Source organism: Rhodoferax sp. RT4P68, assembly GCF_056521305.1.
In genome coordinates this window covers 536,095-561,704 of the sequence record NZ_JBWMBB010000002.1, presented here as the reverse complement: position 1 = coordinate 561,704, position 25,610 = coordinate 536,095, and the positions used below count along the sequence as shown (strand labels likewise).

General features: G+C 67.6%; 25 protein-coding genes. 10 read left to right on the top strand and 15 right to left on the bottom strand.

Annotated elements, in window-relative coordinates; genetic code table 11:
• The 4 genes from AC099J_RS06035 to AC099J_RS06020 all read right to left on the bottom strand — a co-directional run bounded on the left by AC099J_RS06035 (nucleotide 1) and on the right by AC099J_RS06020 (nucleotide 2,604).
• The gene (locus AC099J_RS06035; RefSeq protein WP_479614312.1) at nucleotides 1-573 is read right to left on the bottom strand and encodes a Pvc16 family protein; all 573 of its coding nucleotides are present in this window, start codon (nucleotides 571-573) and stop codon (nucleotides 1-3) included.
• Nucleotides 574-656: 83 nt separating this feature from the next.
• The gene (locus tag AC099J_RS06030; RefSeq protein WP_479614311.1) at nucleotides 657-1,079 is read right to left on the bottom strand and encodes a response regulator; all 423 of its coding nucleotides are present in this window, start codon (nucleotides 1,077-1,079) and stop codon (nucleotides 657-659) included.
• Nucleotides 1,080-1,187: 108 nt separating this feature from the next.
• On the bottom strand, nucleotides 1,188-1,883 hold the full coding sequence (locus tag AC099J_RS06025; RefSeq protein ID WP_479614310.1) for a response regulator: 696 nt from the start codon (nucleotides 1,881-1,883) through the stop codon (nucleotides 1,188-1,190).
• Nucleotides 1,884-1,908: 25 nt separating this feature from the next.
• Nucleotides 1,909-2,604, bottom strand: a complete 696-nt coding sequence (locus AC099J_RS06020; protein ID WP_479614309.1) for a sensor histidine kinase — start codon at nucleotides 2,602-2,604, stop codon at nucleotides 1,909-1,911.
• 295 nt (nucleotides 2,605-2,899) lie between these two features.
• On the opposite strand from AC099J_RS06020, the gene AC099J_RS06015 reads away from it, so the two are divergent.
• The 3 genes from AC099J_RS06015 to AC099J_RS06005 all read left to right on the top strand — a co-directional run bounded on the left by AC099J_RS06015 (nucleotide 2,900) and on the right by AC099J_RS06005 (nucleotide 5,135).
• Entirely contained in the window at nucleotides 2,900-4,138 is a 1,239-nt protein-coding gene (locus AC099J_RS06015) for an acetyl-CoA C-acetyltransferase (RefSeq protein ID WP_479614308.1), read from the top strand.
• Nucleotides 4,139-4,272: 134 nt separating this feature from the next.
• Nucleotides 4,273-4,710: an Hsp20/alpha crystallin family protein gene (locus AC099J_RS06010; protein WP_479614307.1), complete on the top strand. Its 438-nt coding sequence runs from the start codon at nucleotides 4,273-4,275 to the stop codon at nucleotides 4,708-4,710.
• Nucleotides 4,711-4,736: 26 nt separating this feature from the next.
• Nucleotides 4,737-5,135, top strand: coding sequence for an Hsp20/alpha crystallin family protein (locus AC099J_RS06005; protein WP_479614306.1), 399 nt, complete (start codon nucleotides 4,737-4,739; stop codon nucleotides 5,133-5,135).
• A 125-nt stretch (nucleotides 5,136-5,260) separates the two neighbouring features.
• Here the strand turns inward: AC099J_RS06005 and AC099J_RS06000 are convergent, their stop codons facing one another.
• Nucleotides 5,261-7,528 (bottom strand): putative bifunctional diguanylate cyclase/phosphodiesterase, encoded by a 2,268-nt coding sequence (locus tag AC099J_RS06000; protein WP_479614305.1) that lies wholly within the window; start codon nucleotides 7,526-7,528, stop codon nucleotides 5,261-5,263.
• Between the two features lie 377 nt (nucleotides 7,529-7,905).
• On the opposite strand from AC099J_RS06000, the gene AC099J_RS05995 reads away from it, so the two are divergent.
• The gene (locus AC099J_RS05995) at nucleotides 7,906-9,402 is read left to right on the top strand and encodes a flavin-containing monooxygenase (protein ID WP_479614304.1); all 1,497 of its coding nucleotides are present in this window, start codon (nucleotides 7,906-7,908) and stop codon (nucleotides 9,400-9,402) included.
• A gap of 28 nt (nucleotides 9,403-9,430) precedes the next feature.
• Complete coding sequence (locus tag AC099J_RS05990; protein WP_479614303.1) at nucleotides 9,431-10,372, top strand: alpha/beta hydrolase; 942 nt, start codon at nucleotides 9,431-9,433, stop codon at nucleotides 10,370-10,372.
• A 7-nt stretch (nucleotides 10,373-10,379) separates the two neighbouring features.
• On the opposite strand, the gene AC099J_RS05985 is transcribed toward AC099J_RS05990, so the two are convergent.
• The 3 genes from AC099J_RS05985 to AC099J_RS05975 form a co-directional block, all read right to left on the bottom strand.
• Entirely contained in the window at nucleotides 10,380-11,174 is a 795-nt protein-coding gene (locus AC099J_RS05985) for an SDR family NAD(P)-dependent oxidoreductase (RefSeq protein ID WP_479614302.1), read from the bottom strand.
• A 263-nt stretch (nucleotides 11,175-11,437) separates the two neighbouring features.
• On the bottom strand, nucleotides 11,438-12,415 hold the full coding sequence (locus AC099J_RS05980) for a Bug family tripartite tricarboxylate transporter substrate binding protein (RefSeq protein WP_479614301.1): 978 nt from the start codon (nucleotides 12,413-12,415) through the stop codon (nucleotides 11,438-11,440).
• A gap of 231 nt (nucleotides 12,416-12,646) precedes the next feature.
• Entirely contained in the window at nucleotides 12,647-13,369 is a 723-nt protein-coding gene (locus tag AC099J_RS05975) for a TerC family protein (protein ID WP_479614300.1), read from the bottom strand.
• 113 nt (nucleotides 13,370-13,482) lie between these two features.
• Here AC099J_RS05975 and AC099J_RS05970 point away from each other — a divergent pair, with 113 nt between their 5' ends.
• Nucleotides 13,483-14,313: an aldo/keto reductase gene (locus AC099J_RS05970; protein ID WP_479614299.1), complete on the top strand. Its 831-nt coding sequence runs from the start codon at nucleotides 13,483-13,485 to the stop codon at nucleotides 14,311-14,313.
• 26 nt (nucleotides 14,314-14,339) lie between these two features.
• Here AC099J_RS05970 and AC099J_RS05965 read toward each other — a convergent pair whose 3' ends face one another.
• Nucleotides 14,340-15,170 (bottom strand): acyl-CoA thioesterase, encoded by an 831-nt coding sequence (locus AC099J_RS05965; protein ID WP_479614298.1) that lies wholly within the window; start codon nucleotides 15,168-15,170, stop codon nucleotides 14,340-14,342.
• Nucleotides 15,163-16,143, bottom strand: a complete 981-nt coding sequence (locus AC099J_RS05960) for an NAD(P)H-dependent flavin oxidoreductase (protein ID WP_479614297.1) — start codon at nucleotides 16,141-16,143, stop codon at nucleotides 15,163-15,165. The genes AC099J_RS05965 and AC099J_RS05960 overlap by 8 nt, the downstream gene beginning before the upstream one ends.
• Before the next feature lie 290 nt (nucleotides 16,144-16,433).
• On the opposite strand from AC099J_RS05960, the gene AC099J_RS05955 reads away from it, so the two are divergent.
• Nucleotides 16,434-19,115, top strand: coding sequence for a winged helix-turn-helix domain-containing protein (locus AC099J_RS05955; RefSeq protein ID WP_479614296.1), 2,682 nt, complete (start codon nucleotides 16,434-16,436; stop codon nucleotides 19,113-19,115).
• 13 nt (nucleotides 19,116-19,128) lie between these two features.
• Here the strand turns inward: AC099J_RS05955 and AC099J_RS05950 are convergent, their stop codons facing one another.
• The 5 genes from AC099J_RS05950 to AC099J_RS05930 form a co-directional block, all read right to left on the bottom strand.
• The gene (locus AC099J_RS05950) at nucleotides 19,129-19,383 is read right to left on the bottom strand and encodes a hypothetical protein (RefSeq protein ID WP_479614295.1); all 255 of its coding nucleotides are present in this window, start codon (nucleotides 19,381-19,383) and stop codon (nucleotides 19,129-19,131) included.
• A 70-nt stretch (nucleotides 19,384-19,453) separates the two neighbouring features.
• Entirely contained in the window at nucleotides 19,454-19,942 is a 489-nt protein-coding gene (locus AC099J_RS05945; RefSeq protein ID WP_479614294.1) for a C40 family peptidase, read from the bottom strand.
• Between the two features lie 7 nt (nucleotides 19,943-19,949).
• Nucleotides 19,950-20,624 carry an outer membrane lipoprotein periplasmic chaperone LolA gene (gene lolA, locus AC099J_RS05940; RefSeq protein ID WP_479614293.1) on the bottom strand — a complete coding sequence of 225 codons (675 nt, stop codon included), beginning with the start codon at nucleotides 20,622-20,624 and terminating at the stop codon, nucleotides 19,950-19,952.
• Between the two features lie 40 nt (nucleotides 20,625-20,664).
• Nucleotides 20,665-23,025, bottom strand: coding sequence for a DNA translocase FtsK (locus AC099J_RS05935; protein ID WP_479614292.1), 2,361 nt, complete (start codon nucleotides 23,023-23,025; stop codon nucleotides 20,665-20,667).
• Nucleotides 23,026-23,089: 64 nt separating this feature from the next.
• Nucleotides 23,090-23,764, bottom strand: coding sequence for a Crp/Fnr family transcriptional regulator (locus AC099J_RS05930; RefSeq protein ID WP_479614291.1), 675 nt, complete (start codon nucleotides 23,762-23,764; stop codon nucleotides 23,090-23,092).
• A 173-nt stretch (nucleotides 23,765-23,937) separates the two neighbouring features.
• Here AC099J_RS05930 and trxB point away from each other — a divergent pair, with 173 nt between their 5' ends.
• The 3 genes from trxB to rpmG all read left to right on the top strand — a co-directional run bounded on the left by trxB (nucleotide 23,938) and on the right by rpmG (nucleotide 25,538).
• Nucleotides 23,938-24,888 carry a thioredoxin-disulfide reductase gene (gene trxB / locus AC099J_RS05925; protein ID WP_479614290.1) on the top strand — a complete coding sequence of 317 codons (951 nt, stop codon included), beginning with the start codon at nucleotides 23,938-23,940 and terminating at the stop codon, nucleotides 24,886-24,888.
• A 233-nt stretch (nucleotides 24,889-25,121) separates the two neighbouring features.
• The gene (rpmB, locus tag AC099J_RS05920) at nucleotides 25,122-25,355 is read left to right on the top strand and encodes a 50S ribosomal protein L28 (protein WP_479614422.1); all 234 of its coding nucleotides are present in this window, start codon (nucleotides 25,122-25,124) and stop codon (nucleotides 25,353-25,355) included.
• Between the two features lie 12 nt (nucleotides 25,356-25,367).
• Nucleotides 25,368-25,538, top strand: coding sequence for a 50S ribosomal protein L33 (gene rpmG, locus AC099J_RS05915; protein WP_479614289.1), 171 nt, complete (start codon nucleotides 25,368-25,370; stop codon nucleotides 25,536-25,538).
• The last annotated feature ends 72 nt before the right edge of the window (nucleotides 25,539-25,610 follow it).

Below are 25,610 nucleotides of genomic sequence, written 5' to 3'. Positions count from 1 at the left end.
TCAGACGCCGACGCTGGCGATAGGCTCGCGCACCACGGGCAGTTGGGCGTCCAGCTGCCCGCCATCCAGCGTGACCAGCCGCATGCGGTACAGCACCGAGGGCAGATAGCGCCCGCCGAAGGTGCCCCACAGGTTGCTGAGGTCGGACAAGCCCAGGTTCTCGATGTCCAGCGCCAGCCGGTCGATGCGCGGGTCGAGCCCGGGCGTGTTGTCGTGGTCCAGCACCGGGCGGGACTGGAAGAACGCGATGGTGCCGGCCACGAACTTCAGCGCCTCCGCGTAGTTGGTGGCGCCGAAGTTGGCCGCGAACATCAGCATCAGGTTCAGCGTGACGGGCGCCGGCAGCCGCGGCTGGCGGCCGCTGGGCACATCTTGCCGCGGCCGCTGGCCGGGCATGGTGTCACGCTCGATGTTGACCAGGAACACGGCCAGCTTGTTGTGCACGTTGGCGGCAACGCTGCCATCGGGCTCGTACAGGCTGGAGACGACGACCAGCTCTTCGGACAGCGCGAACGCACGCCCCAGCGCATGGTTCAGCGCGCTGGCGGTGTGGGCGATGGCCTGGTGGATCATGGTCGCGCTGTGGTGGGCAAGGGTTCCACGATAGGCAGGCCGGTGGCGCGCGGCCATCGGTCAATGTCTGAATCAGCGCGTCGTCAATGCTGAGATGGCGGCAGCGCGCGGCTGATGCGCTGCGCGCCGGCAGCCACCGCGGCGATGGCCTCGGCCAGTTCGTCCAGCGGGTCGTCCTTGAGCAGGTAGCCACCGGCACCGGCGGCCAGCATGGCGCTGGCAATGGCCGGGTCGTCGTGCATGGACAGCACCAGCACCCGCAGGCCGGGGTGGGCGTGCAAGAGGGCCTGCACCCCGGCCGGGCCGCCGCCGGGCATCTGCACGTCCATCAGCACGAGATCGGGCCGCGCGGGCGCCGCCGCCAGCCAGTGCAGCAGCGCCGCCGTGTCGCCGGCCTCGCCGACCACGGCCATGCCGCGCTGGCACAGCAGGCCGCCCAGGCAGGCGCGGTACGCCGCATGGTCGTCGACCAGCACGAGGGTGAGCGGGGCCGCAGGTACGCCCATGGTGCTGCGCAGCGTGAGGCAGTCACACGGGCGGCGCCATCGGACAGGGCCTGATACGGCGCGGGCAAATTGCTGACCCGGGTGGGCGGCGGCTGGCGCCCCTTCAGCTCACATCAACGCCCGCCCCGAATTGCGCCACGGCTGGTCCAGCGAGCTCAGGCCCTCCTGCAGCGCATAGCGCGTGAGCTCGGCCAGGCTGGTGATTTCCAGCTTGTGCATCACGTGTTCGCGGTGCGTGGCCACGGTCTTAATGCTGACGTGCAGGCGCTCGGCGATCTGCTGCGTCGACAAACCTTCGGACAGCAGCTGCACCATCTCGCGCTCGCGCGGCGTCAGCACCGCCGCACTGCCGGCCGCATTGCCGGCCGGTTGCGGCTGCCCCCGGCTGCGCGCCGCCTTGACGACCAGGCCCACCAGATCGGCGCTCAGGTGCACCTGGTCGGCCATGGTCTTGCGGATGGCCAGCGCCAGGTCGTCGTAGGAATCGTCCTTGAGCACATAGCCGCTGGCGCCCGCGTCCAGCACGGCCAGCACCATGCGGCTTTCGGCATGCACCGACAGGCACAGCACGCGCACGGCGGGCGCATCGGCGCGGATGCGGCGCGTCGCCTCCACGCCGTTCAGGCCGGGCATGGAGACATCGGTGACGACGACATCGGGCTGCAGCTCGCGCGCCAGCCGCACGGCACCCAGCCCGTCGTCGGCCTGGCCGACGAGTTCGATGTCGGCCTCGCGTGCCAGCAGCGCGCACAGGCCCTGGCGCACGATGCGGTGGTCGTCGGCCAACACGATGCGGATGGACATGGCGCGCCCCTGAAGGTGGAAGGATCTAGACGGGCACTGGCAGCACGAGCGTGGCGCGGGTGCCCTGGCCGGGCTCGGAGAGCAGGTCGAGCCGCCCGCCGATGGCCCGCATCTGCCACTGGGTGCTGGCCAGGCCGAAGCCGCCGGTGCGGCTGAAGCTGCCGCAGGCCGCCGCGTCGAAGCCGACGCCATCGTCCGCCACGCTGACGCTCAGGTTGCGCCCGTCCCACTGCGCGCGGATGTCGACCTCGCCTGCCCCCGCATGCTTCTGCACATTCAGGCACAGCTCACGCACGCTGCGAAAGACGACGGCCAGCACGGCTTCAGGCAGCGCCGACGGCACAGCGGCGCATTCGAAGGAGACATCGAGCGGGCTGTCGCGCGCCAGGCGTTCGGCCAGGCTGCGCAGGGCCTGCTCCAGCCCCAGCCGCAGCACCGGGCTGCTGAGATCGAAGGTGGCCGAACGGGTGGCATGCGAGGCCTGGGCCAGCAGCGCGCCGACATCGTCGAGCAAGGCGCTGGCCGGCTCGGCGCTGGCGAACTGGCGCAGCTCACCGAGCTTGAGCCGTGCCACGGTGAGGAACTGGCCGATCTCGTCGTGCAGGCCGATCGCGATGCGCTCGCGCTCGCGCACCTCGGCCACGGTGATCTGGTAGGCCAGCGTGCGCAGCGGGCTGCGTGCGCGCTGCGGCCCGGGCCTGGGCACGGCATGTGTTCGCATCGGCCACTCCTCGGTGTTTGTCTTCCGGTTTGTGCGCCCCGGGATCGGGCGGGGGCCGATTATGGTCACGGAGTACCGTCTCGTGAACACCGCTGGTTGCAAATTTCAGAACATTTCAGCGGGACTTAACGTCTGGATTCGTTGACTTCTCTTTCAAATCAAGGCACATCGGCCGCCCTGCACGCCCGCATCGCAAGGCGCTGTACCGCCGCAATCCATGACTCGTCGCATCGGACGATGACGCCGCGCGGCACCACGCCTAAGCTTGCACCACGTTCCACTGGAGACAAACAGCATGTCCGACGCATTCATCATCGACACCTGCCGCACGCCGCGCGGCATCGGCAAGGTGGGCAAAGGTGCCCTGGCCGACCTGCACCCGCAGCACCTGGCGGCCACCGTGCTGAAGGCGCTGGCCGAGCGCAACCAGCTCGACACGCGCGAGGTGGACGATGTGATCTGGGGCACCTCGACCCAACGCGGCAAGCAGAGCATGGACATGGCCCGCATGGCGCTGCTGGATGCAGGCTTCAGCCCGCTGGCCAGTGGCGTGACGCTGGACCGCTTCTGCGGCTCGGGCATCACCTCCGTGAACTTGGCGGCCGCCACGATTGCCGCCGGCTTCGAAGACCTGGTGATCGCCGGTGGCTGCGAGATGATGAGCTACACCGCCACGCTGGCCGACCCGGCATCGCCCAACATGATGGACGCCGGCAACCTGCGCCTGCGCCGCAATGTGCCGCAATCGCACCAGGGCGTGTGCGCCGACGCCATCGCCACGCTGGAGGGCATCGGCCGCGAGGCGCTGGACGACCTGGCGCTGCTGAGCCAGCAGCGCGCGGCGGCCGCCATCGAGGGCGGCCACTTCAAGCGCAGCCTGGTGCCAGTGCTGCGCGAAGACGGCAGCATCGCGCTGGACTGCGAGGAGTTCCCGCGGCCGCAGACCACACGCGAGGGGTTGGCTTCGTTGAAGCCTGCGTTCGAGGTGATGGCCGAGCGCCCGATCGACGCGCTGGGCAACACCTACGCCGGCCTGATCCGGCAGGTGCACCCTGACCTGAAGATCAACTACGTGCACCACGCCGGCAACAGCAGCGGCGTGGTCGATGGTGCCGGCGCGCTGCTGCTGGCCTCCGGCGCCTACATCCACAAGCGCGGACTCAAGCCCCGTGCACGCATCGTCGCCATGGCCAACGTGGGCGACAGCGCCACGCTGATGCTGAACGCCCCGGTGCCGGCCGCGCGCAAGGTGCTGGCCAAGGCCGGGCTGACGGTGGACGACATCGACCTGTGGGAGATCAACGAAGCCTTCGCCGTGGTGGCCGAGAAGTTCATCCGCGACCTGCGGCTGGACCGCAGCAAGGTGAACGTGAACGGCGGCGCGATGGCGCTGGGGCACCCCATCGGCGCAACAGGCTCGCTGTTGATCGGCACGCTGCTGGACGAGCTGGAGCGGCGCGATCTGAAGCGCGGGCTGGTGACGATGTGCGCGGCCGGCGGCATGGCGCCGGCGATCATCATCGAGCGGGTCTGAACGCACGCCGGCCCCGCGCCAGTGGCCGCACGCAGCGGCCTCTTGAAATCTTTTGGCCCCGTCCCTAGGTGTGGCACCGGAAGCGCCGGCAACGCATCCGGCGCTCCGTTCAACCCTGAATGGAGGTCTTCACCATGGCTCGATCCCTGTTTCCGCGCGACATGTTCGCCGAGATGGATCGCCTGCAGCGTGACATGCAGCAGGCCTTCGATCTGTCGCCCAGCATCCGCGGCTTTGCCCGCAACGGCTTTCCGGCCCTGAACGTGGGCGGCACGCCCGCCACCATCGAGATCTACGCCTTCGCGCCGGGCGTGGACCCGGCCTCACTGGAGGTGCACCTGGAGCGCGGCCTGCTCAGCATCGCAGGCGAACGCAAGAGCAGCCTGCCCAGCGCCGACGCCAAGGCCGCCGTCCACATCCATGAGCGGTTCGACGGCCGGTTCCGCCGCGCGCTGAGCATGCCCGACGACGCCGACCCGGAAAGCGTCGAGGCGAAACTGCGCGACGGTGTGCTGCACATCACCGTGCAGCGCCGCGCCTCGGCGCAGCCGCGCCGCATCCAAGTCCAATGACCGCCACTGCAGAAAGGAGCACTGCCATGCCAACCCGTGACATCCAGACCGCCAACCCCGCTGCCGGGCGCCAGCAGGACACTCGCCACAGCGACGCGGCGTTGACACCCCCGGTGGACGTGATCGAGGACAACAGCGGCATCCTGTTGTTCGCTGACCTGCCGGGCGTGACGCGCGACAAGCTGCACCTGCAGGTGGAGGCCGACACGCTGACGATCGAGGCCGAGGCCGATCTGCCGGTGCCCGAAGGCCTGGTCTCCAGCCACACCGAAGTGGGCCTGGCGCGCTTTCGCCGGGTGTTCACCCTGAGCAAGGAGCTGGACACCGAGAAGGTGTCGGCCGAACTCACGCAGGGCGTGCTGAAGCTGCGCATTCCCAAGGCCGCACACGCGCAGCCCCGGCGCATCGACGTGCAGGTGCGTTGAGCGACTGGCGCTGCACCCGCTCGCAAGGCTTGTGGCGGCGGGAGCAGCGCTGGGACGCCGGCTGCGTCCGCTGCGCTGAATGCGCCGAATGGCGGTGTGCGCCCCGGGTGCGCAGGGCCGTACGCTCAGGTTTTCGGGACGCTGACGTCCAGCACGGCGACCGGCGTCGATTCGATGCTGCGGACCAGCGCGACGATGGTCTCGGCGACCACGGCTTCGGAAAACAGAAAGCCCTGGACGCCGTAGCACCCCAGCGACTTGAGCTTCTGAAAAATCCAGTCGTCCTCCACACCCTCGGCGATGACCTCGACGTTCAAGCTCCTGGCCAGGTCCATGGTGGATCTCACGATCAAGGCACTCGATGGGTGGCTGCGCATGTGCCGGATGAACTGCTGGTCGATCTTCAGGAAATGCAGCGGCAGTTGCTGCAGATAGAGCAGCGAGCTGTAGCCCGTTCCGTAGTCGTCGATGCTGATCTTGACGCCCAGATCCATCAGGGTTCTCAGGACGCTCTTGACGTGTGAAGGGTCGGACAGCGCGCTGGATTCCGTGATCTCCACCTCCAGGTAGCGCGCCGGCATCCGGTGCTTGTGCAGCACCGTCTTGATTTCGTCGACCAGGTCAAAGTTGGTGATGTCTCTGGCCGCCGCGTTGACCGCGATGCCGATGACCAGACCCTGCTCGCGCCAGATGTTCCACTGCCGGGCAGCATCGTCGATCACCATCGTGAAGAGCTGGTGCACGAGGTCCGTCGCCTCGATCTTCGAGATGAACTCGTGCGGCATCACGACGCCCCGCTCGGGGTGGTGCCACCGGACCAGCGCCTCCACGCCCAGCACCCTTTTGGTGGCCGTATGTACCTTGGGCTGGTAGTACACCTGAAACTGATGCGCGGCGATGGCGTCGCGAAACTCGGTCAAGACCCAGCTCTTGTCGTCGACGACGTCTCTGGTTTTGCCGTACACCTCCACCTGGGATTGCTTTTCCTTGGCCCAGATGAGTGCGCGCTCGCTCTCTTTCAACATCGAAGAGAACTCGACCTTCTCGAAGGCATAGCAGATCGACACACCGATGCTGCACGTGACCTTGATCGCCACGCCATTGGCAACGATCGGGTGATCCAGCAGCCGGTGAATCTGCCACGCCTGCGCCTCGATGGCCCGCCGGCTTTCACTGTTGAGGATCAACAGCGCGAATTCATCGCCATCCACCCGCGCAAAGTGGTGGCCGTTTTTCAGACTCTCGGCGTAAAAGCGGCCCGCGATCGCCTTGATGATCAGATCACCCATATGAAAGCCCAGCTGGTTGTTGAGCGACTTGAAGCCGTCGATGTCGATCAACAGCAGCGCGTTGCGCCGGTCCATCTGGTAGGTGCTGGTCCCCACGATGTATTCGATATGGCTTCGATTCGGAATGCCCGTGAGATAGTCCGTCCGACTTTGCCGCTCCAGCAACTGGTTGCCGCGCACGATATTTTTGATGGACATGCGCAGCTCATACCACCCGAGCAGCATCACCGTGAAGAAGCCGACCAAAATACCGATGGTGGCCGGATGCAGCTCCTTGAAGTAAATGATCAGCAGCGTGACAGGCAGCACCAACACGAGCGGCAGCAGAAGGTCCAACACGTTCTTGACGTGCCGACTTTCGGGGCTGAACCGGGGCGTGCACAGCTTGCGCATGTCTGGATGCATCGCCACTGCACCATAGGTGACATAACCCAGCAGCCAGAAGACGAGGTTGGCGTTATGCGGTACCTCCAAACTGTTGCTGGTGCCGTGGAAAATCGACTCGCCGGCGGCAAACAGCGCCGTCGCCGTGCAAAGCAAGAGGAATGCCTTCGACTTGTAAACTTCGTTGCTCGACCATATCCACAGCAGCATGCCGATTTCTACATAAGACAGCGTGGGATACACCATCCTGAAGACTTGGGGACGGTCGATGGAAAAGCCATGTTCAAGAATTGTCGGCAGAAAGAGAAACTGCCAGCCGATGAGCAAACAGCTGGTTGCCAGAATCCAGCCCTGAAAAAAACCTTGCCTTGGAAACTCCGGGTGCAGTGAGCAGGCGAATTTCCACAGTGCAATGAACATGCAGATGTGGCCCACGAGAAGAAACCCATCCGCTGGGGACAGACCCGCGCCAAATATGCCATCGGCATCTGTATTGGCCTGAATCAGCGCCCCTGTGAACTGCGCGACGATCGCCAACACCAAGTAGATCCATGGTGCCATGACCTCGGGCTTGTTGGAAACCACTCCCCAGCACATTCCGACAATGCTGTATAAAACAAGTCCGAAATACAGAATGTCGCGTGCACCGAAGCGATCGGCCAGCGGAATGCAAAAAGCGGCCAGCGCACCGATCGTCAAATACTTTTTCCAAGCGACCATATATAGATGTTGTAGGTGGCCAAAAACCGCGATGTGCCACTGACCAGTCGACCAGCATCAGAGCGCTGCATGACCGTCGCATGTCATGCGTGATCTCAACGGGCCCGACTCTGTGGCATTGTTGGGCTCGTCTGCCCCGGGGTACCAGCCTGAGGGTACCTGATCGCCCCCATGCATGCCTTTGTTATTTGATTGCATGAGGTATACAAAACAATACACCTGTCACGTAACGTTTCCTCTCAGGGCAGTCGCTCGCGCGCAGGCCGTCTCATTGCGGTGCGCCACGTTGCTGGCCGGTCCCCCCAGAGACTGCTCCGTCCAGGGTCCAAACCTAAGATGCAACGAACAATGTGGCCAGTCACACGGAGACGAGCACCATGACCAGTTGCCAGTACATGGCGTCGCCCCTGGCAGGCGCGCACTTGGACTTCCTGATCCTCGGCGCCGGCATCTCCGGCATCGGCGCTGCGGTCCACATGCGCCAGCGTTTCCCCGAGAGCCGCGTTGCCGTGCTCGATGCGATGGATGGCTTTGGCGGCACCTGGTGGACGCACCGCTACCCCGGCGCGCGCTCGGACAGTGACCTGTACACCTACGGCTACGGCTTCAAGCCCTGGACGGGCCAGGCCATCGCCACGGCCGACGAGATCCGCAACTACCTCGCCGAAGCGATCGACGAGAACGATCTGGGGCCGCACATCCACTACGGCCACCGGGTCACGGCCGCCCGCTGGTCGTCGCAGGAGCAGCGCTGGATGCTGGAGGTCGCGCGCACGGCCAAAGCGGAGCCGCTGACGCTCACCGCCCGCTTCTTGTGGATGTGCGCCGGCTACTACGACCACGGCCAGGGCTACACGCCGTCCTGGCCGGGGCTGGACGAATTCCAGGGCCGGGTGGTGCATCCGCAGCATTGGCCGCAGGACCTGGACTGCGCGGGCCAGCGCGTGGTGGTGATTGGCTCAGGCGCGACGGCGGCCACGCTGATCCCGGCGCTGGCCGAATCGGTGGCGCATGTGACCATGCTGCAGCGCTCGCCCACCTTCTTTTCGACCCAGCCCCGGGCCCACGCGCTGGAGGCCCCGCTGCGTGCGTTGAACATTCCCGAGGCGTGGACGCACGAAATCCTGCGCCGCGCGCACCTGGCCCGCAGCGCCGAGGTGGTGCGCATGTCCTTCGAGCAACCCGATGCGCTGCGCGCCCTGCTGATCGAGCAGGCCCGCGCTCAGCTACCCGAGGGCTTCGACATCGACCGGCACTTCAACCCGCGCTACCGCCCCTGGCAGCAGCGCGTGGCTCTGGTGCCCGATGGCGACCTGTTTGCCGCCATCCGCAGCGGCCAGGCGTCGGTGGTCACCGACACCATCGAGTGCTTCGACGCGACCGGCATCCAATTGGTCAGCGGCACGCATCTGCCGGCCGACATCGTCGTCACCGCGACCGGGTTCGACCTGCAGGTGCTGGGCGGCGTGCCGTTCGAGGTCGATGGTGCGCCGGTGGACTTCACCCAGCGCGTCACCTGGCGCGGCGTGATGATCGAGGGCGTGCCGAACATGGCCTACGCCATGGGCTACTTCAGGTCGAGCTGGACGCTGCGGCTGGACCTGGTTTGCGACCTGGTGGGGCGCGTGATCGAGCACATGCGCGCGCACGGCCGCGCGGTGGTGATGCCCGCGCTGCGCGCCGAGGACGCCGGCATGCCGCGCCTGCCGTGGATGGAGCCGGACAACTTCAACGCCGGCTACATCCAGCGCGCGCAACACCGCATGTTCCGCCAGGGCGACCGCCATCCCTGGCGGCATGCCATGGAATTCCACGAGGAGCGCATCACGCTGCCGGCCGTGCGGCCCGACGAAAGCGCGCTCCAGTACCGTTGAGCGCAAACAACCCCCGGAGATTGCATCCATGCCTCTTGATCCCCACCTCGCCGTCGTCCTGCAGAACATGGCCGATTCAGACAAGAAACCTCTCTACGAGGGAACGCCGGACGAGGGCCGCGCCGGCTATCTGGCGCTGACCGTGGGCACACGGCAGCCCGCCGAAGTCGTGCCCGTGGCCAGCGTGCAGGACACCACCGTCCCCGGCGCCGCCGGCCCGTTGAAGGCACGCATCTACCGGCCCGAGGGCCCGGGGCCGGTTCCCACCGTCGCGTTCTTCCACGGCGGCGGCTGGGTCATCGGCGACCTGGAGACGCACGACAACATGTGCCGCGACATCTGCCGCGGCGCGCAGGCGGTGGTGGTGGCGGTGGACTACCGCCTGGCGCCGGAGCACCCCTTTCCCGCCGGCATCGAAGACGCGGTGGCTGCCACCCGCTGGGTCGTGGCGCATGCCGCAGAACTGGGCGGTAACGCCACCGTGGGCGTGGCCGGCGACAGCGCGGGCGGTAATTTTTCGGCCGTGGTGGCGCAGCAGTTGCGCGACGCGGGCATCGCGCTGGCGGCGCAGTTCCTCATCTACCCGGCCGTGGACCACGCGGACGCGCGCGACCTCAGCATGGATGAGAACGCCACGGGCTACTTCCTCGAAGCGCCGAACATGCGCTGGTTCCACCAGCACTACGCGGGCAACTGCAGCGACCCGATGGACCCACGCCTGGCGCCGCTGCAGAACCCCTGGCTGGGCGAGCTGCCGCCAGCCATCGTGGTGACGGCCGAGTTCGATCCGCTGCGCGACAGCGGCGCGGCCTATGCCAAGGCGCTCAGCGACGCAGGCAACCAGGCCGAGCACATTGCCGGCCCCGGCATGATCCACGGCTTCTTCGACATGGGCCGCTGGTCGCCAGCGGCGCAGGCCCTGGTGCAGCACAGCATCCGCCGGTTTGGGGAAGTGCTGCGCGGCGCCTGAGCAGGCTTCAGCGCGGCGCCATGCGGATGGCCCCATCCAGCCGCACGCACTCACCGTTGAAGTAACCGTTGGTGATCATGGTCTCGGCCAGCTGCGCGTATTCGTCGGGGTTGCCCAGGCGCTTGGGGAACGGCACGGACGCGGCCAGCCCGGCCTTCACGTTCTCGGGCGCGCCCTGCAGCAGCGGCGTGTTGAAGATGCCCGGCAGGATGGTGTTCACGCGGATGCCCTCGCCCATCAGGTCGCGCGCGATCGGCAGCGTCATGCCGACGATGCCGCCCTTGCTGGCCGAGTAGCTGGCCTGGCCCATCTGCCCGTCCACGGCCGCCACCGAGGCGGTGTTGACGATGGCGCCGCGCTCGCCGGAGTTGTCGGCATCCTGCAGCGGCGCCAGCGTCAGCATGCCGGCCGCGCTCTTGGCGATGCAGCGAAAGGTGCCGACCAGGTTGATCTGGATGACGCGGTCGAAGTTGGCCAGCGGGAAGTGGCGGATCTCGCCCGTGGTCTTGTCGCGGCTGGCGGTCTTGACCGCGCCGCCGGTGCCGGCGCAGTTGACGAGGATGCGCTCCTGCCCGTGGGCCGCGCGTGCCTTGGCGAAGCCGGCGTCGACCTGCTCTTCGCTGGTCACATCGACCTTGCAGAACACGCCGCCGATCTCCTTGGCCAGGGCTTCGCCCTTTTCTTCGTTGAAGTCGAACAGGGCGACCTTGACGCCGGACTTGGCCAGCCGGCGGGCGGTGGCCGCGCCGAGGCCGGAGGCGCCGCCGGTGACGACGGCGGCAATGCTGGAATCGAGTTGCATGGGAAATCCTTCTTTGCGAACAACCAAGAGGTGAAGAATCAGACAGCGGCACAGCAAGGCGCCGGTTGGGGCCACCCTCGCGTGCACGGCGCGGCGGCGAAATCCAGCGTCGGCGCGCAGGGCCGCAGCCCGTCGGAATGCGGTGAAAAGTCTACGGACGCAAGGGCTTGGGCGGCATCGTCCGAACAGACGAATCAGCGCCCGTCAGAGGGGGCCGGAGCCGCCGCGCTCGCCCTTGCCGATGGCGCCTGCAGCACACGGCCTCACGGCTCGATCCGGATGCCGGTCTCGGCAATGGCCTTCTTCCAGTACGCCAGGTCGTCGCGCAACCTCTGTTCGAACGCGGCTGGTGCGTCGGTGGACGGCAGCAGGCCCAGCTGGGTCAAGCGCGCCTGCATCTCGGGCGTCTTGAGCACCTGGTCCACGCCGTCGCGGATGCGGCGCACGACCTCGGGGGGTGTCCGGGCCGGCGCGAACAGTGCGTACCAGCCCGGCACATCGAAGCCCTTGTAGCCCAGTTCGGCAAACGTGGGCACGTCCGGCAACAGCGGCGCGCGTCGGCTGCCCGTGACGGCGTAAGCCCGTACCTTGCCGGCCTGCACATAGGGCAGCGGCGTAGCCAGGTCGCTGAACGACAGCGAAACGTGGCCGGCCAGCAGGTCGGTCATCATGGGTGCGGCGCCTTTGTAAGGCACGTGCACGGTGCGGATGCGGTTCTCACGGTTGAACATCTCGGCGTAGATGTGGGCGGTGGTGCCCGCGCCGTAGGTGCCGTAGCTGTACTTGCCTGGCGATTGGGTGGCCAGCGCGACGTAGTCCTTCATCGAGCGGATGCCGGGGTCGTTGGTGATGAACACCGAGACGGCGTCGGCGACGCGCGCCAGCGGCACGAAGTCCTTCTCCACGTCGTAGGCCAGCTTGGGATAAAGGCTGGGCGCCAGGGCCACCTGGCTGATGGCCAGTAGCAAGGTGTAGCCGTCGGGCGCCGAACGCGCCACATGCTCGTTGCCGATCATGCCGGAGGCGCCCGCGCGGTTTTCCACGACGACGGGCTGGCCCCACAGCCGGGCCAGATCCGTGGCCAGCATGCGCGCCACGATGTCGCCCATGCCGCCAGCCGGAAAAGGCATGACGAGCCGCACGGGCTTGTCGGGATAGGTGTTGGCAAACGTGGTCAGCGGGGCCATGGGCAGGCAGGCCGCCAGGACGAGCGCCGCAATGCTGCGCCTTGCAATCGGCATGAACAGTTCTCCTCGGTGTGATCAGGAGCCACATGCTGGCGCCGCATCGGCATGCAGGCCATCGTCCGAAGGGACGAGTTCGCGGAGCGAAACCGTCACCGTGCACGGGAGCGCGCCGACGCAGGCACAGGCGCCCCGCCGTGCGCCAGGCGGGCACAAAAAAACCGCCAGCGGCGCTGTGGGCGCCGCTGGCGGTTTCGAAGAGACGGCAGGCGCTGCGTGCGCCCGGGGTCAGTGGGCCGCGGCCGGGCCCTTGCGGGCCGCCAATGCCTTGCCGAGCGCCAGCACCAGCAAAGCGCCTGCCACAGCGGCTGCGTAGTGGATCGTGCTGTTCTGAGGCACCTTCAGCATCCACTGCCATTTGTCGGGGTTGGCCAGCGCCGGGTCGGAGACCAGCATGCCGCCTGCGATCCAGCCGAGCAGCATGCCGCCGGCGGTGATGATCATGGGGTAGCGTTCCATCAGCTTGATGACCAGCTGGCTGCCCCAGACGATGATCGGGATGGAGATCAACAGGCCCAGCACCACCAGCAGCATCGAGTGCTCGCCGGCGTTCTGCGCGGCGCCGGCGATGGCGATGACGTTGTCCACGCTCATGACCAGATCGGCCACGATGATGGTCTTGATGGCGGCGAACAGCTTGTCGCTGGCTTGCATGTCGCCGTGCCCTTCACCATCGGGGGCCAGCAGCTTCACACCGATCCAGACCAGCAAGATGGCGCCGATCAGCTTGAGGAACGGCACGTTCAGCAGCGTCATCGCGAACGCGATCAGGATCACGCGCAAGATGATGGCGCCAGCGGTGCCCCAGATGATGCCTTTGGTGCGCTGCGCGGGCGGCAGCTTGCGGCAGGCCAGCGCGATCACGACCGCGTTGTCACCGCCGAGCAGGATGTCAATGATGATGATCTGGCCGAGCGCGACCCAGAATGCCGGTGATGTTAGAAAATCCATATGCTCCTCAGTGAAAGACAGGGTCGACGCGACTCCCATTCGCGGGCCGAATTGGAACACAGCCCAGATGGCGGCGACAAGCTTGCAACCGTCTGCGCGTGCATACTGGCCGCATGCAACGCATGCTCCCCTGCGGCGAACACATCGCCGCACTTGGCCAAGGCACCTGGAACATCGGCGATGACCCGCGTCGGCGCGCCGACGAGATCGCCGCCCTGCGCCGCGGCATTGACCTGGGCCACACGCTGATCGACACCGCCGAGATGTATGGCGATGGGCGATCGGAAGCCCTGGTCGGCGAGGCCATTGCCGGGCGGCGCGACGAGGTGTTCGTCGTCAGCAAGGTCTACCCGCACAACGCCTCGCGCACGGCGATGCCGCGCTCATGCGAGGCCAGCCTGCGGCGCCTGGGGGTCGAGACCATCGACCTGTATCTGCTGCATTGGCCGGGCGCCGTGCCGCTGGCCGAGACGGTGCAGGCCTTCGAGGCGCTGCAGCGGGCCGGCAAGATCCGCCATTGGGGTGTGAGCAACTTCGACGCCGATGGCCTGCAGGAATTGTGGGATGTGCCAGGCGGCAGCGCCGCGCAGACCAACCAGGTGCTCTACCACCTGGGCGAGCGCGGCATCGAATGGGATGTGCTGCCCTGGCAGCGCCGCCATGGCGTGCCGGTGATGGCCTATTCGCCGCTGGACCAGGGCCGGCTGCTGCGGCACAAGGGGCTGGCCGCATTGGCCCGGCAGTTCGACATGGCGCCCGGCGCTCTGGCCATCGCCTGGCTGCTCGCGCAAGACGGTGTGATCGCCATCCCCAAGACCGGCAGCCCGCAACGCCTGGAGCAGAACGCGGCCGCGCTGGCAAGACGCCTGACGGCGGACGAGCTGGCCGCGTTGGACGCAGTGTTCGCGCCGCCGAACGGGCGCGTGCCGCTGGCAATGCTGTGAGCGCTTGAGTGGCAATCGCTTGCCGCTCAAGCTCTGACCCGCACCAACCCTTCCTGTGCGACCGAGGCGACCAGCCGCCCGTCCTCGCTGTACAGGCTGCCTCGGCAGAAGCCGCGCGCACCCGCCGCAGTGGGCGAATCGGTGTCGTACAGCAGCCATTCGTCGACGCGGAAGTCGCGGTGGAACCACATCGCATGGTCCAGGCTCACGCTTTGCACGCCGGGCTTGCGAAAGTCCAGCCCGTGGGGTTGCAAGGCCACGCCCAGCAGGCTGTAGTCCGATGCATAGGCCAGCAGGGCCTGGTGCAGCAGCGGGTCGTCCGGCAACCGGTCGACGGTGCGCATCCAGGTCTGGCCCTGCGGCGCCCAGGTGCCGCAGCCCAGCGGCGGGCGGCCATCGGCACACCGAAAGTCGATCGGCAGCGAGAGCGGCTGGTGCGTCTGCTCGTGCAGCGTGTCGGGCGCCGGCACCGCGGGCATGGCGCGCTGGTGTTCCATGCCCTCCTCGCGCCGGTGGAACGAGGCGGACATGTGAAAGATCGCCTCGCCATGCTGGATGGCGACCACACGCCGCGTCGTGAAGCTGCCACCGTCGCGGATGCGGTCGACGTCATAGACGATCGGCGCGGCCTTGTCGCCCGGCCGCAGGAAGTAGCCGTGCAGCGAATGCGCGGCGTGCGCGTCCACCGTGCGGGCGGCGGCCATCAGCGCCTGGCCCAGCACCTGGCCGCCGAACACGGCCGGTGCGCCGATGTCGCTGCTGGTGCCGCGAAACAGGTTCTTCTCCAGCTGCTCCAGGCGCAGCTGCTCGACCAGCGCGTGCAGGGCTTCGCGCCTGCGCCCGGCCGCGTCAAACAAAGTAGCTCCTGCCTGCGTCCAGCCGCTCGCGGCACTCGGCCACCATGCGCGTGATGAGCGCGGCGCAGGTGGGGATGTCGTCGATCAGGCCGATGCACTGGCCGGCCGATACCACGCCGTTGTCGACCTCGCCGGACTGCAGCGTCGCGCGGCCCCGCACGCCGGCGACCAGCGGGCGGATCTCTTCGAAGGTGCAGCCGCCGGGGCGCCGCTCCATGCCCACGACTTCCTCGGCAATGGCGTTGCGGTAGACGCGCGCAGTGTTCTTCAGCGTGCGGAACAGCAGCGCCGTGTCGCGCTCGCTGGCCTGCACCATGGCCTCTTTGATGTTCTGGTGCACCGGCGCCTCTTGCGTCACATAGAAGCGCGTGCCCATGTTCACGCCCTCGGCGCCCAGTACCAGCGCGGCTGCCATGCCGCGGCCGTCGGCGATGCCGCCCGAGGCCACGATGGGAATCTTCAGCGCGCGCGCCGCGGCCGGGATCAGCACCAGGCCGCCGACATCGTCCTCGCCCGGGTGGCCGGCGCATTCGAGGCCATCGATGGAGACGATGTCCACGCCATTGCGCTCGGCCGACAGCGCGTGCCGCACCGTGGTGCACTTGTGCACGATGGTCACGCCTGCGGCCTTGAAGCGCGCGATGAAGTCCTTGGGGCTGTTGCCCGCTGTCTCCACGATCTTGATGCCGCTGTCGATGATGACGTCCACGTACTCGGCGTAGGGCGGCGGCTTGATGGTCGGCAGGATGGTGAGGTTCACGCCGAAGGGCTGGTCGGTCATCGCGCGCGTGCGCTCGATCTCGGCGCGCAGGGCGTCGGGCGTCGGCTGCGTCAGTGCCGTCAGCACGCCCAGGCCGCCGGCGTTCGAGACGGCCGAGGCCAGCTCGGCCAGGCCCACCCACTGCATGCCACCCTGGATGATGGGGAACTGGATGCCCAGCTGTTCGGTGACGCGGGTCTTCATGCGGGTCATGTCGGGTGCTCCTCGGTTGAAACGGGCGTGGCCGCCAAAGCGGGACGCGGACCGTACCGGCGCTGGCGCCGGCCGGGCTTGTGGCTGGGCAGTGTACGCAGCAGAATTCGTCGCCTCCATCGTCGGAACCGACGGGGGCCGCCGGGCCTGTCTCGCTGGTGTCAGGCCTGCGGCGCTGCGCCGCAGGAGACATGGACCACCTCTCGATACGGCGACACTGGCACCGCCGCCTCGCGCGCCGCCCACCCACACCGTGCCCGCCTGGCGCACAGCCCCGAACGCCCGACGCGATGCCTTCCACCGCCCCCCGCATCCTGCAAGCCAAGCTCCACCCGCCCTCGGTCGCCCACACCGAAGTGCTGCGCGCGGCGATCAGCGACGAGATCGCCGGCACCGCTGCACGGCTGGTGCTGGTGCGCGCGCCGGCCGGCTTCGGCAAGACGACCGCCATGGCGCAGGCGCTGCAGCGCATGGCCGCGCAGGGCATGGCCACAGCCTGGCTGACGCTGGACCGCGCCGACAACGACATGTCGCGCTTCGTCGGCGGGCTGGGTGAGGTGGTGCTGCGCCTGGGGCTGGACGAGACGCATGGCAACGCCGCGTTCGACGCAGTGGCTGCGCTGGCGGCGCACGATGCGCCGTTCACCTTGTTCCTGGACGAGTTCGAGGTGGTGCACGAACCCGCCGTGCTGGGCCTGGTGCGCGAGATCGTGGAACACCTGCCGCGCGGCAGCCGGCTGGTGATCGGCTCGCGCAGCCTGCCCGACCTGGGCCTGGGCCGGTTGCGCGCGCGCGGCCAGCTGCTGGAGATCGACACCGACCGCCTGCGCTTCAGTCTGGAGGAGACCAGCGCCTTTCTCGGCCCGCGCGCCCGCGCTGCGCTGTCGGCCCCGCGGCTGGACCAGTTGCACCGCAAGACCGAGGGATGGGTAGCGGCGATCTGGCTGGCGGCGATGGCACTGGAGCGGCCTGGCGTGGCCGCCGATTTCGTCGAGCGCTTCTCGGGATCGGACCGTGCCGTCGCCGACTATCTGGCCGAAGATGTGCTGGCGCACCAGCCCAGCGCCATCCGCGACTTCCTGCTGCGCACCAGCATCCTGCGCCAGCTGGACGCCTCGGTCTGCCAGGCATTGAACCCGCGCGGCGACAGCGCCGCCATCCTGGATCAGCTGGCCGCGTCCAACCTGTTCCTGACCCCGGTCACCGGCGACAGCAGCGGCCCGGCGACGGCGTGGCGCTACCACAGCCTGTTTGCCGACTTCCTGCGCGCGCAACTGGCGCGCGAACACCCCGACGAGTTGGCGCGGCTGCACCTGGCCGCGTCGGGCTGGTACGAATCGCAGGGCCGACCTGTGCCGGCGATCGACCACGCGATCGAGGGCGGCGACCACCCCTACGCGCTGACGCTGCTGGAGCTGCAGGCCGAATCGTTTCTGGAGCAGGGGCGCATGCGCCTGCTCTCGCGCTGGTTCGGCGCCATCCCCGAGCCGCAGCTGCGCCAGCGCCCGCTGCTGCAGCTGATCGCGCTGTGGGCGGAGTGCTTCACGCACGGCCCCTGGGAGGCGATGGCGCGGCTGGGGGCTTCAGGCTGCCTGCACAGCACGGTGCCCCAGGTGCGCGCCTGCGCCCACACGCTGGTGCCGCTGCTGTGGGCCATGCAGGACCGCTACGACGAGGCCTACGAAGCCGGCCGCGCGGCCCTGGGCCGCCTGCCCACCGGCCTGGCCTTTGCCGACAGCACGCTGCTCAACGCCATGGCCAACATCCTGTCGGTGATGGGCGACCGGCACGCCTCGCAGCGCCTGCTGGACGCCGCCCGCAGCCAACAGGGCCAGGGCAGGGGCAACGCCACGTTCAACCGCATGTACACGGAATCGTGCGAGGGCATCCTGGACCTGCAGGCCGGCCGGCTGCGCCAGGCCACGGCGCGCTTTCGGATCGCGGTCGATTCCACCCACGCGGCGAGCTACCACCACAGCCACGGCAACGCCTGGGCCGGCGTGCTGTACGCCGGCGTGGTGTATGAGGCCAACCAGCTGCTGCAGGCCGAGCATCTGCTGAATGTGTACCTGCCGCTGGCGCGCGACGTGGGCCTGCCGGACCACATGATCCTCTCGCACGTGATGCGCTCGCGCATCGCTTTCCACAGCGGCGACATCGACGCGGCGCTACTGGCGCTGACCGAACTCGAATACCTGGGCCACGCGCGCCAGCTGCCGCGCGTGGTGGCCGGTGCCAAGCTGGAACGCTCGCGCATGCTGCTGCTGCAGGGCAATGGGCCGGCGTCGCGCGATGAGCTGCTGCGTGCCGACGATCCGGCCCTGTGGGAGCGCGAACGCCGACAGCGCTTGCCCGCGCACGATCTGGACTACCTGGCCCTGGCCCGCGCGCGCTGGGAGCTGACGTTCGGCGACGCCCGCGCCGCGCTGACCACGCTCGACGCCGAAATCCACGCGGCGACGGCCGCCGCGCGCGAGCGCCGCGTGCTCAAGCTCAAGCTGCTGCGCGCGCTGGCATGGCAGCGCGCCGGCGACCAAGCCAACGCGCTGACCGGCATCGGCGAGGTGGTGCACGCAGCCAGCCAGGAAGGCTTCATCCGGCTGATCCTGGACGAAGGCCCCGCAGTTGGCCGCCTGCTGCAACGCTTTGCCGCAGCGCAGGAGGCAAGCGCCGCGCGCGGCGACCCCATCCTGGCCGAGTACCTGCAGCGCCTGCTGCACGCCGCCGGCCCGCAGGCCCCGCCGGAGATCGATGCGCCTGCGGCAGGCGGCGACGAAGAGCCGCTGACACGCAAGGAGATCCGCGTGCTGCAGCTGCTGGCCGAGGGCTATTCCAACAGCGCCATGGCCGAGAAGCTGTTCGTCTCGGACAGCACGGTGCGCACGCACCTGCGCAACATCAACATGAAGCTGGACGCGAAGAGCCGCACGCAGGCGGTAGCGATTGCGCGGAAGTTGGGGGTGATCCGGTGAGCGGCCTGGGGCCTCAGTCCGCCACGAACCGCGCCCTGAAACGCTCGGCGTCCGCCTGCAGTTCGTAGGTCACCAGCTGGCCATTCTTGCGATCGGCCAGACGGTACGCGGCAAACAGGCTCCAGCGGCCTTGCGGGTTGTAGCTCGGCGGATCGATCAGCGTGTACATGTGCGGCACGAAGACTTCGTGCAGAAACACCTCGCGGTCGCGGTTGCGGGGCGAGGGGTACAGCTTGTAGGTCGGCGTGGTGATGGTGGCTTCGGCCATGGGTGCGGATCGGCGGCGATGGAAGAACTGCATTGTCGGCCGGACGCAGCCGAGGCCGGCCCGGCGCGCGTCAAGGCCGGCGGAACGAGACGTTCTGGCGCGACCAGTAATGGCCATCGAGCCGGTCCAGCCGCACCTCGCCCCCCGTGGACGGCGCATGCACGAAACGGCCTTCACCCACGTAGATGCCGGCGTGCGTGGGCGTCGAAGCGCGGCGCCCGACGATGACCAGGTCACCGGTGCGCAGTGCAGCAGCGGGCACCGGCTGGCCCCAGCCGCTCAGCTGCGCGACGGTGCGCGGCGCCAGCACCGGCGTGCTGCCGTGGCGGTACACATAACCGATCAGGCCGCTGCAATCGAAACCGCCCTCGGGCGTGTTGCCGCCGTAGCGGTACGGCGTGCCCACCAGGCCCAGCGCGTGCACCGCCACATCGCGTGCGTCCTGGGCGGCAAGGCGGCCAGCCGGCCCGTAGCCACCGGCCGCGCCTGGCGGCACGCTGCCACAGGCCACCAGCAGCAAGGCCGCTGCCAGCGCCAGGCACAGGGCGGCAGCGCGCACCACCGGCCTACTGCCGCAGCACGTCCGCCCCGGCCGGCGGCTTGAACTGGAAGGTCGACGCCGGCAGCGCAGGGTTGACCTGGAACTGGCTGAAGCGCAGCGTGGAGCGCTGGCCGAAGCTGTCCAGAATCTCCAGCACCGCAAGCTCAGGCGCCTTCTCGCCGGCCTTCAGGCCCACCCGCACGCTGGCCAGCTGGCCGTCCTTGGACTTGGGCGTGGCGTCCACCCACTGCAGGCCGTCCTGGTCGGGCGCGGCCTTGAGGTCGAAGTCGGCACGCAGCGCGCTCAGGTCAGGCGCCGCTGCGACCAGCGCAGCCGGTGTCGAGCCCAACACCTGCGCCTGCGGGCGCGACGTGACCTGGTTCAAATCGACATCGTGCATCCACAGCGTCTGGCCATCGGCGACGATGGTCTGCTCGAACGGCTTGCTGTAGACGAAACGGAAGCGGCTGGGCCGCTGGAACTCGAAGGTGCCGGTCGAGTTGCGGCTGCGCGCGGTCTGGCCTTCACGCGGGGGCGAGGTCACGGTCTGCGCGAACTCGGCGCGCCCGCTCTTGACGTTCTTGACGAAGGTTTCCAGGCTGTCCAGCGCATCGGCGCGGGCACTGCCCAGGCCAGCCGCCAACAGCGTGCCGAGCAACAGGGGCGCCAAGGCTCGGCGCGGCAAAGATCGAAGGTTCATGTGCTTGAGAGCCGGCCTGGGCCGGATCGTTCATTCGGGTTCACTCGGCGCGCTCTGGCACCAGAATCTCGCGCTGGCCGCTGCCGCTCATGGAGCTGACGAGGCCGGCCTTCTCCATGTCTTCGACCAGCCGCGCGGCGCGGTTGTAGCCGATCTTCAGATGGCGCTGCACGAGCGAGATGCTGGGCTTCCTGTGCTTGAGCACGACTTCGACCGCCTGGTCGTACATCGGGTCCTTCTCGGCGTCGGAGCCGCCCTCGCCCGGGAAGTCCGTGCTCTCGCCGTCGACCGTGCCGCCTTCGAGCACACCTTCGATGTAGTCGGGCTCGCCCTGGCTCTTAAGGTAGGCCACGACGCGATGCACCTCCTCGTCGCTGACGAAGGCGCCGTGCACGCGGATCGGCAGCCCGCTGCCGCTGGCCATGTAGAGCATGTCGCCCATGCCCAACAGCGCTTCGGCGCCCATCTGGTCGAGGATGGTGCGGCTGTCGATCTTGGAGCCGACCGAGAACGCAATCCGCGTGGGGATGTTGGCCTTGATGAGGCCGGTGATCACGTCCACGCTGGGCCGCTGCGTCGCCAGAATCAGGTGGATGCCGGCCGCGCGGGCCTTCTGCGCCAGGCGGGCGATCAGCTCTTCGATCTTCTTGCCGACCACCATCATCAGGTCTGCCAGCTCGTCGATGATGACCACGATGTGCGGTTCTCGCCGCAGCGGCTCGGGGTCGTCCGGCGTCAGGCTGAAGGGGTTGTAGATGAACTCCTCGCGCGCCTTGGCCTCGTCGATCTTGACGTTGTAGCCGGCCAGATTGCGCACGCCCAGCTTGCTCATGAGCTTGTAGCGGCGCTCCATCTCGGCCACGCACCAGTTCAGCCCGTGGGCGGCCTGCCGCATGTCGGTGACGACCGGTGCCAGCAGGTGCGGAATGCCTTCGTAGACCGACATTTCCAGCATCTTGGGGTCGATCATCAACAGCCGCACGTCGCGTGCCTCGGCCTTGTAGAGCAGCGAGAGGATCATCGCGTTGATGCCGACCGACTTGCCCGAGCCTGTGGTGCCGGCCACGAGCACATGCGGCATCTTGGCCAGATCGGCCACGATGGGGTTGCCCACGATGTCCTTGCCCAGGCCCATGGTCAGCATGGACTTGGCCTCGTGGTAGACCTGCGAGCCCAGAATTTCCGACAGCTTGATCGATTGGCGCTTCGCGTTGGGCAACTCCAGCGCCATGTAGTTCTTGCCGGGAATGGTCTCGACCACGCGGATCGACACCAGGCTCAGGCTGCGCGCCAGGTCCTTGGCCAGGCCCACGATCTGCGAGCCCTTGACGCCCGTGGCCGGCTCGATCTCGTAGCGCGTGATGACCGGGCCGGGCGACGCCAGCACAACCCGCACCTCGACGCCGAAGTCCTTGAGCTTCTTCTCGATCATGCGGCTGGTCATCTCCAGCGTGTCGTTCGAGACGGTCTCCTGGCGCACCAGCGCGGCGTCCAGCAGGTCGACCAGCGGCAGTTTGGAATCGGGCAGTTCCTTGAACAGCGGCTTTTGCCGTTCCTTGGCGACGCGGGTGCTCTGCGGCGGCTCGGCCGGCGCGGCTTCGATCACCACCAGCGGCTTGGGCGCCTTGGCCGCGCGGGCCGGTTTGCCCGAGGCCTCTTCGACCGGCTCGAAGCGGTCGTCGAACGTGCCCTCCTGGCGCTCACGCACGGCCTGTTTGCCCAATGCGAGGTCTTCGGCGACCTCGCGCTTTTCGCGGCGCGACTCGATCAGCGACACCATGCGGGCGCCGACCCGCTCGGCCACCTGGGTCCATGAGAAGCGAAAGACCGCGGCCACGCCGATGATCCCGGCGACGATGGCCACCAGGCCCGAGCCGGCAAACCCCAGCCATTTCAGCGCGAACGGGCCGACCACATAGCCGACGACCCCGCCGGCCTGGCCGGGCAGCTGCGGCTCCAGCCGGTACAGGCGCGACCACTCCAGCGCACAGCTGGCCAGCAGCAGCAACACCAGGCCGCACACGAACACCACAGGCCCGCCGGCCACGCGCGATTCCGGCAGGCGCGGCGCCTGCGGCCCGCGCATCCACAGCGCCAGGCTGGACAGCCAGGCGCGCACCCCGGCGGCCACACACCACCAGACGGAAAAGCCCAGGCTGAAGTAGCTGATGTCGGCCACCCAGGCGCCCAGCCGCCCCGCCCAGTTGCGCGTGGCGCCGGCCCCGCCGGACGTCGACCACGCCGCATCCTGCAGCGAGTAACTGATCAGCGCGATGAACCAGAACGACAGCGCCAGGAGGCCCAGCAGCAGGCCGAATTCGCGGGCGAAGCGCACGATGCCCGAACGTGGCGGCAGCGCCGCGCCATTAGCGGTATTGAGGGTATTGAGCGAATAGGTCATGGGTGCAGAAATCTGCGCCCAAGCTTACCCCAAGGCCCCTGCAGCCCAGGGGCTGCGACCGGCCTCAGGCCAGTGTCGTCAGGCGGTCCTTGATGAGGATGGCGCCGCCTTCCTGGCTCTCGATGTAGCCACGCTCTTCCAGGTCCTTCATGACGCGGCTGACCATCTCGCGCGAGGCGCCCACCATCTTGGCGATGTCTTGGCGCGAGATCTTGTCGCGGATCACCAGCTGGCCCTGCACGTCGGGGCTGGCCTGCTCCAGCAGCGCATGGGCCACGCGGCCGTAGACGTCCATCAGTGCCAGGGATTCGATCTTCTGGTCGGCGCGGCGCAGCCGTTTGACCAGCCCGGTCATGACGGCGCGCGCCATCTGGATGTTGTCGGCGACGCAGCGGTCGAACTCGGCGCGGCCCAGCACCAACACGTCGGTCTGCACCTCGGCCAGCACGGTGGCCGAATGCGGCTCGTTGTCGATCAGGCTCATTTCGCCGACGCAGTCGGCCGGCCGCAGCGTGGCAATGATGACTTCGCGCCCCCGGTTGTCGGTGGTCAGCACGCGACAGCGTCCACTCAGAATGATGAACAGAGCGTTTGACTTGCGGCCCTGCTCGACGACCATTTCCCCCCGCTTGAACCGTTTTTTGCTGACAGCCTGCGCCACGGCATTGGCCTGCTCACCTGTCAGCATGAAGAACAACGGCACGCGCATCAACAGTTCGAGATTCGACAACATCGACATCGACCAATACTCCTTGGTGGTCCCGGCTTCTTTCACCTGGGGCTTTTGCTTTTCTGATCCGAGGCAAAATCCGGCCCCCGCGTTGCGCGCCTTCGGGCCTGCCATTGATTCTGTGTGAAAAGTCTCAAGCTGTACACAGAGAGACCGCGCCCTACTGCTTCGAAAGTACTCCCATGTCGACTGTCAAACACACAAAGGTTCTGATTCTTGGCTCCGGCCCGGCCGGGTACACGGCTGCGGTGTACGCAGCGCGTGCCAACCTGAATCCGGTGCTGATCACCGGCATCGCCCAGGGTGGACAGCTGATGACCACGACCGAGGTCGACAACTGGCCTGCCGATGTACACGGCGTGCAAGGCCCCGAGTTGATGCAGCGCTTTTTGGAGCACGCCGAGCGCTTCAAGACCGAAATCGTGTTCGACCACATCAACACCGTCGACCTGGCCAAGCGCCCGTTCACGCTGATCGGCGACAGCAACACTTACACCTGCGACACGCTGATCATCTGCACCGGCGCATCGGCCCAATACCTGGGTTTGCCATCAGAGACCGCGTTCATGGGCCGGGGCGTGTCCGGCTGCGCAACCTGCGATGGCTTCTTCTACCGCGAGCAGGAGGTCTGCGTCATCGGCGGCGGCAATACGGCGGTCGAAGAGGCGCTGTACCTGTCCAACATCGCCAGCAAGGTGACGCTGGTACACCGGCGCGACAAGTTCCGGGCCGAGCCGATCCTGGTCGACAGGGTCATGGAAAAGGTGGCGGCCGGCAAGATTGAGTTGCAACTGTTTCACACGCTTGACGAAGTCAAGGGCGACGCGACGGGTGTGACCGGCGTGCGTCTGCGCGACACCCGCGACGGCAGCACCCGTGACATTGACCTGAAGGGCTGCTTCATCGCCATCGGCCACAAGCCCAACACCGACATCTTCGAAGGCCAGCTGGACATGAAGGACGGCTACATCGTCACGCAGTCAGGCCTGGCGGGCATGGCCACCATGACCAGCGTGCCCGGTGTGTTCGCCGCCGGTGACGTGCAGGACCACATCTACCGCCAGGCCATCACCAGCGCCGGCACCGGCTGCATGGCGGCCCTGGACGCGCAGCGCTTCCTGGAACAGGAGTGAGCGTCGGCGGCGTCGCCCTCGGGTGCGCCGCTGCCGAGGCAGCCCACAATCTGGCTATAATCGCCGGCTTTGCCCAGTAAGTTCGGCGCACCTTCAAGGTGCAATCGGGCTGGGCAGGGCAAAGACAGGAAACCGCCACCTGCACCTTGGCGAGGTCAAGCTGTAGAACACCGCCCCGGTGCGCGCCCCGCGCAGCACCACAGGCAGTGCCAGCTGTTTGAGAAAGAGTGACCATGTCACGCGTTTGCGAAGTCACGGGCAAAGGCCCGATCACCGGGAACAATGTTTCCCACGCCAACAACAAAACGAAGCGCCGGTTCTTGCCGAACCTGCAGTACCGCCGCTTCTGGGTCGAGACCGAAAACCGTTGGGTGCGCCTGCGCATCTCCAACGCCGGCCTGCGCCTGATCGACAAAAACGGCATCGATGCCGTGCTCGCAGACCTGCGTGCACGCGGCCAAGCTTAAGAGGACACCACCATGGCTACCAAAGGCGGACGCGAGAAGATCAAGCTGGAATCCACTGCCGGCACCGGTCACTTCTACACCACGACCAAGAACAAGAAGACGATGCCCGAGAAGATGCTCATCACCAAGTTCGATCCCAAGGCGCGCAAGCATGTCGCGTACAAGGAAATCAAGCTGAAGTGATGCCAGATGGGCGCAAGCCCGGCACCGCGAAACCCGCTCTTTGCAGCGGGTTTTCTTTTTTCCCGAGCGCCT

Excerpts from the sequence above, each read along its gene's own strand:
- AC099J_RS06010 (WP_479614307.1), top strand. The coding sequence starts at position 4,273 with ATGGCTCGATCCCTGTTTCCGCGCGACATGTTCGCCGAGATGGATCGC.
- AC099J_RS05930 (WP_479614291.1), bottom strand. The coding sequence starts at position 23,764 with ATGTCGATGTTGTCGAATCTCGAACTGTTGATGCGCGTGCCGTTGTTC.
- AC099J_RS06035 (WP_479614312.1), bottom strand. The coding sequence starts at position 573 with ATGATCCACCAGGCCATCGCCCACACCGCCAGCGCGCTGAACCATGCG.
- AC099J_RS05975 (WP_479614300.1), bottom strand. The coding sequence starts at position 13,369 with ATGGATTTTCTAACATCACCGGCATTCTGGGTCGCGCTCGGCCAGATC.
- AC099J_RS05980 (WP_479614301.1), bottom strand. The coding sequence starts at position 12,415 with ATGCCGATTGCAAGGCGCAGCATTGCGGCGCTCGTCCTGGCGGCCTGC.
- AC099J_RS06025 (WP_479614310.1), bottom strand. The coding sequence starts at position 1,883 with ATGTCCATCCGCATCGTGTTGGCCGACGACCACCGCATCGTGCGCCAG.
- rpmG (WP_479614289.1), top strand. The coding sequence starts at position 25,368 with ATGGCTACCAAAGGCGGACGCGAGAAGATCAAGCTGGAATCCACTGCC.
- lolA (WP_479614293.1), bottom strand. The coding sequence starts at position 20,624 with ATGAACCTTCGATCTTTGCCGCGCCGAGCCTTGGCGCCCCTGTTGCTC.
- AC099J_RS05985 (WP_479614302.1), bottom strand. The coding sequence starts at position 11,174 with ATGCAACTCGATTCCAGCATTGCCGCCGTCGTCACCGGCGGCGCCTCC.
- AC099J_RS05935 (WP_479614292.1), bottom strand. The coding sequence starts at position 23,025 with ATGACCTATTCGCTCAATACCCTCAATACCGCTAATGGCGCGGCGCTG.
- AC099J_RS05960 (WP_479614297.1), bottom strand. The coding sequence starts at position 16,143 with ATGACCCGCATGAAGACCCGCGTCACCGAACAGCTGGGCATCCAGTTC.
- AC099J_RS06015 (WP_479614308.1), top strand. The coding sequence starts at position 2,900 with ATGTCCGACGCATTCATCATCGACACCTGCCGCACGCCGCGCGGCATC.
- AC099J_RS05990 (WP_479614303.1), top strand. The coding sequence starts at position 9,431 with ATGCCTCTTGATCCCCACCTCGCCGTCGTCCTGCAGAACATGGCCGAT.
- AC099J_RS06000 (WP_479614305.1), bottom strand. The coding sequence starts at position 7,528 with ATGGTCGCTTGGAAAAAGTATTTGACGATCGGTGCGCTGGCCGCTTTT.
- AC099J_RS05995 (WP_479614304.1), top strand. The coding sequence starts at position 7,906 with ATGACCAGTTGCCAGTACATGGCGTCGCCCCTGGCAGGCGCGCACTTG.
- AC099J_RS05950 (WP_479614295.1), bottom strand. The coding sequence starts at position 19,383 with ATGGCCGAAGCCACCATCACCACGCCGACCTACAAGCTGTACCCCTCG.
- AC099J_RS06005 (WP_479614306.1), top strand. The coding sequence starts at position 4,737 with ATGCCAACCCGTGACATCCAGACCGCCAACCCCGCTGCCGGGCGCCAG.
- AC099J_RS05970 (WP_479614299.1), top strand. The coding sequence starts at position 13,483 with ATGCAACGCATGCTCCCCTGCGGCGAACACATCGCCGCACTTGGCCAA.
- trxB (WP_479614290.1), top strand. The coding sequence starts at position 23,938 with ATGTCGACTGTCAAACACACAAAGGTTCTGATTCTTGGCTCCGGCCCG.
- rpmB (WP_479614422.1), top strand. The coding sequence starts at position 25,122 with ATGTCACGCGTTTGCGAAGTCACGGGCAAAGGCCCGATCACCGGGAAC.
- AC099J_RS05955 (WP_479614296.1), top strand. The coding sequence starts at position 16,434 with ATGCCTTCCACCGCCCCCCGCATCCTGCAAGCCAAGCTCCACCCGCCC.
- AC099J_RS06030 (WP_479614311.1), bottom strand. The coding sequence starts at position 1,079 with ATGGGCGTACCTGCGGCCCCGCTCACCCTCGTGCTGGTCGACGACCAT.
- AC099J_RS06020 (WP_479614309.1), bottom strand. The coding sequence starts at position 2,604 with ATGCGAACACATGCCGTGCCCAGGCCCGGGCCGCAGCGCGCACGCAGC.